We start from the raw sequence: 3302 nt of genomic DNA, 5'->3' as shown, positions 1-3302 counted from the left end.
ATGCCGTTGCAGGCATGGGGCTGGTGCTGGGTCGCCGCCGGCCTCGTCGCCGCCAGCGCCGCGTTCCTGCCACAGGGACGCGACGCCCCGGGCTTCGTCGCCCTCGTCCTCATCGTTCTGCCGTGGATGCTCGGCTACCTCCTCAGCTGGTGGCCCCTCGGCGTCTTCCCCAGGGGGTGGATAGCGGCAGCGGTCTACGGCGCGCTCACACTCCCGGTCGTAGTAGTGGCCGGATGGCGGGAACCGCCGCGGCCCAAGAGAGCGGAGCCTCCCTATGAGTCCTGAGACTTGGGCCTCGATAGGCGTGTCGGCAGTGACCGGCGTCTGTGGCGTGTGGGCGGCCCGAGCCGCACGAAGGACCCCGCGGCAGGAGAAGCGCGACGACTTCACCACGATCAAGGACGCCCTGAACGAGCGGATCGTCAAGCTCGAGGTGGACGCCGCGAAGCAGCAGGACCAGATCACGGGGCAGGGCGCAGCGATCAGCTGGCTTGTGACTGACCGGCACAGCCTCGTCGGCTACATCCGCAAGGCGGGACTCGAGCCGCCGGCGCCCCGCCCCATTCCGGTGCGGGCCCGGCCGTACCTCGACCACATCGACGTGTGACGACGCGAGGTCTGTGACCCGGTCGGGCGACGTTCTGGTCACGACGGCCCCGCGGCTGCCGGCTGCGCTGCATGATGCACCCCAACATCACGCCCTTGGGGGATCCATGCACAGACGCCCAATCGCAGCCGCCGCCCTGCTGCTCACCGCACTCACCGCCTGCTCCGGCCCCGGTGACGATCCCAAGCCGGCCCCGACGGTCACCGTCACCGCGTCTCCGTCACTGTCGAGGGAAGAAGCGGTGAAGGGGTGCGTGGACGCTGTCGTCGAGCGGGCGCTCGCAGAGACCGGCGAGGTGCCGTCGGAACCACGGCCCGCGGGCTGCGAGTCTCTGACGGAGAGCGAGTACCTCGACGCGTACATGGACGGTCTGAGCGAGGCGAACCGCCGAGGGCTCGAGAGCCGCGGCTGAGGCTTGCTCCGTGCCCCGCTGCCTTCGGGCGGCGGGGCATTCTGCTGCGCTAGGGCTGTTCATCAATCGGTCGGAACGTGAACCTGAACGCGGACCGGTCCGAACTCCCGATTCCACAGGTCGAGTTGTTCAGAAACTCGTTCATCTATCTGGTAGTGTTCAGGAAGGTAGTCACTACGTTTCCTGAACAGAAGGGGAGTTGGATGGCACTAGTCGGCCTCGTCCGAGTCAGCACCGACAAGCAGAACACCCAGCGACAGCACGACGCCCTCGGGCCGATCTGCATCAAGGTCTTCGAAGAGAAGATGAGCGGCAAGCTCCGAGCCGACGAGCGCCCCGGCCTCCTCGCCGCCATCGAGTACGTGCGCGAGGGCGACATGCTCTGCGTCCAGGAGGTCGACCGCCTCGGCCGCAACCTCCTCGAAGGGCTCATCGTCCTGAACGACCTCTTCGAACGGGGCGTCGCCGTCAAGGTGCTGGAAGGCATCGCGGCCGGCGAGCACAGGGAGAGGTCCCTCATTCTCGACCTGGCCCTCGCCCTCGCCGAGGACCGGCGCCGGGACATCGTGAAGAAGACGAAGGATGGGCTGGAGGCGGCACGCAAGCGTGGCCGCGTCGGCGGCCGGAAGCCCGTCATGACCGAAGCGCTGACGATCCAAGCCGCAGCCCTGCGGGAGAAGGGCTTCACCATCCGGCAGATCCAGCCCCACCTGCGCATCGCCGAAGGCAAGAACAAGGGCAAGAACCCCAGCATCGGCGCCATCTCCCAAGCCCTCCGCGAGCACGAGGCCGACAGGCAGGTGACTCAGTGACTGCCGATCCGGTCTGCTGGTACTGGCCCGCCGAACTCCCTTCGGACAGCGCAGCGTCCCAGAAGTTCATGGCGAAGATGGAGCGCAATGGGTGCACTCCCGAGCAGGCGCAGATCCTTTGGGCTATGGAACGCGCCGCAGACGCTCGCATCGGCGGCGACGGCACCGTAGTTCTCGCGGCGTGGCAGGACGGGCGCTGCGCGATCTGTGGCAAGGTCAGGGACTTGGTCTGTGACCACGACCACCGCACAGGCCTGGTCCGAGGTTGGCTCTGCCAGTCCTGCAACACAGCCGAGGGGACTCACCACGAACCTGGCACCATCTTCGAGCGGTACAGGCATCGTCCACCCGCGGCAATCCTTGGCCTTGCAATCCCGTACCTCGACCCGGTCACCGGGCGGGAAGCTGAGGCGCAGACCCGCGAAGCCGACAAGTGGACCGACGCCGCCAGCGAGGACATCGGACTGTGAGTAGAGACCACGCCGAGCGCTGGCGTACCGCCCGTTGCCGGGTCCGGGGAGAGACCCCGGCTTGACCCCCTTCACGGGGAGAACACTCGGGGAGTGAGGGCAGGGGGCCGGAGTGGTACCCCGGCACTACACCCCGACTGTCAGCGCCGCCTGAGACACTGGGCGGGTCACATCAGTTGATTGCTGAGGACACTGCTACCCGGACCCGCCTGTCGGCCCTACGGGGACAGCGACCGACAGGCGGGACGGAACCCGGAGGACCCGTGGACGTACAGGGCGCACTGCAACTGCTCAAGGCCGAGCCGTCACTGCTGCCCGCTGCTCCCGGAATCGTGGACGGCGAGGACATCGAACGCCGCCGCCAGAGCGAGGCGCACACATGCCTCTACTGCGGCCAGCCCGCAACCACCGCACTCGTTGCCGCCATTCCGGAAGCAGGGAACCGCTGGCTCGACCTCTGCTGGGAACACTTCGCCCTGGTCCGCCAGTACGCCTAACCTGTCGGGATCCTACGCCGCTAGCTGCTGCTGCTCCTGCTCGGCGCGCATCGCCGCAGCCCACTCCACCAGCAGCCGCTGATACGCCTTCCGGCACGTCGGCTCGACCGCACCCGGCGGCCACAGCGCACGGATCTCACGGTTGATCTGCTCTGGCGTCCGCCCCACCCCAGTCATGAGGCAAGGCTACGGGGAAGGAGTGTCAGCCGGCCGGTCCGCGACGAAGCTGCCGAGGCCGGGCTCCGTGTAGATGAGGCCTTCCTCGCGTAGCGCCCGGTGGACCTTCTGCCCGGTGGCCGTCGCGATTCCGAACTCCGCCTGCAACTGGAGCACGCTCGGTACCCGAGACCGCGGCGGGTAGGCTCCGTCGGCGATCCGCTGCCGGACCACCTCGGCTACCTGCCGCCATCGTGGCTGGTCAGGGGCAAACTCGATCATGCCTGCCACGCTGACACGCCACACCACATCAGGCGAGATATGGCATACCTAGCATGCTGTAGCACG

Annotated in this window: 7 protein-coding genes and 1 pseudogene; 6 read left to right on the top strand and 2 right to left on the bottom strand. The window is 67.8% G+C overall.

The features are described from left to right. The 6 genes and pseudogenes from VIU94_RS41775 to VIU94_RS41750 form a co-directional block, all read left to right on the top strand. Window positions 1-285, top strand: a pseudogene (locus tag VIU94_RS41775) (hypothetical protein); the annotation flags it as partial. Continuing rightward, window positions 275-607, top strand: coding sequence for a hypothetical protein (locus tag VIU94_RS41770; protein WP_331920430.1), 333 nt, complete (start codon window positions 275-277; stop codon window positions 605-607). The pseudogene VIU94_RS41775 and the gene VIU94_RS41770, both read left to right, overlap by 11 nt. 106 nt (window positions 608-713) lie before the next feature. Beyond that, complete coding sequence (locus tag VIU94_RS41765) at window positions 714-1019, top strand: hypothetical protein (protein ID WP_331920428.1); 306 nt, start codon at window positions 714-716, stop codon at window positions 1017-1019. Window positions 1020-1096: 77 nt separating this feature from the next. Continuing rightward, entirely contained in the window at window positions 1097-1831 is a 735-nt protein-coding gene (locus VIU94_RS41760; RefSeq protein ID WP_331920426.1) for a recombinase family protein, read from the top strand. Then, on the top strand, window positions 1828-2301 hold the full coding sequence (locus VIU94_RS41755; protein ID WP_331920424.1) for an endonuclease domain-containing protein: 474 nt from the start codon (window positions 1828-1830) through the stop codon (window positions 2299-2301). The genes VIU94_RS41760 and VIU94_RS41755 overlap by 4 nt, the downstream gene beginning before the upstream one ends. 263 nt (window positions 2302-2564) lie before the next feature. After that, window positions 2565-2798 carry a hypothetical protein gene (locus VIU94_RS41750; protein ID WP_331920422.1) on the top strand — a complete coding sequence of 78 codons (234 nt, stop codon included), beginning with the start codon at window positions 2565-2567 and terminating at the stop codon, window positions 2796-2798. Window positions 2799-2810: 12 nt separating this feature from the next. On the opposite strand, the gene VIU94_RS41745 is transcribed toward VIU94_RS41750, so the two are convergent. Together VIU94_RS41745 and VIU94_RS41740 are read right to left on the bottom strand one after the other, a co-directional pair. After that, on the bottom strand, window positions 2811-2975 hold the full coding sequence (locus VIU94_RS41745) for a hypothetical protein (protein ID WP_331920420.1): 165 nt from the start codon (window positions 2973-2975) through the stop codon (window positions 2811-2813). 9 nt (window positions 2976-2984) lie between these two features. Then, the gene (locus VIU94_RS41740; RefSeq protein WP_331920418.1) at window positions 2985-3236 is read right to left on the bottom strand and encodes a GntR family transcriptional regulator; all 252 of its coding nucleotides are present in this window, start codon (window positions 3234-3236) and stop codon (window positions 2985-2987) included. Between the last annotated feature and the right edge of the window lie 66 nt (window positions 3237-3302).

Source organism: Streptomyces sp., assembly GCF_036566765.1.
Taxonomy (GTDB): Bacteria; Actinomycetota; Actinomycetes; order Streptomycetales; family Streptomycetaceae; genus Streptomyces.
The sequence above is the reverse complement of the archived record's forward strand: the minus strand, read 5'-3'. Positions and strand labels throughout refer to the sequence as shown.

Bases quoted from the DNA above. Each gene is read 5' to 3' on its own strand.
- VIU94_RS41770 (WP_331920430.1), top strand. From the start codon at position 275: ATGAGTCCTGAGACTTGGGCCTCGATAGGCGTGTCGGCAGTGACCGGC.
- VIU94_RS41765 (WP_331920428.1), top strand. From the start codon at position 714: ATGCACAGACGCCCAATCGCAGCCGCCGCCCTGCTGCTCACCGCACTC.
- VIU94_RS41745 (WP_331920420.1), bottom strand. From the start codon at position 2,975: ATGACTGGGGTGGGGCGGACGCCAGAGCAGATCAACCGTGAGATCCGT.
- VIU94_RS41740 (WP_331920418.1), bottom strand. From the start codon at position 3,236: ATGATCGAGTTTGCCCCTGACCAGCCACGATGGCGGCAGGTAGCCGAG.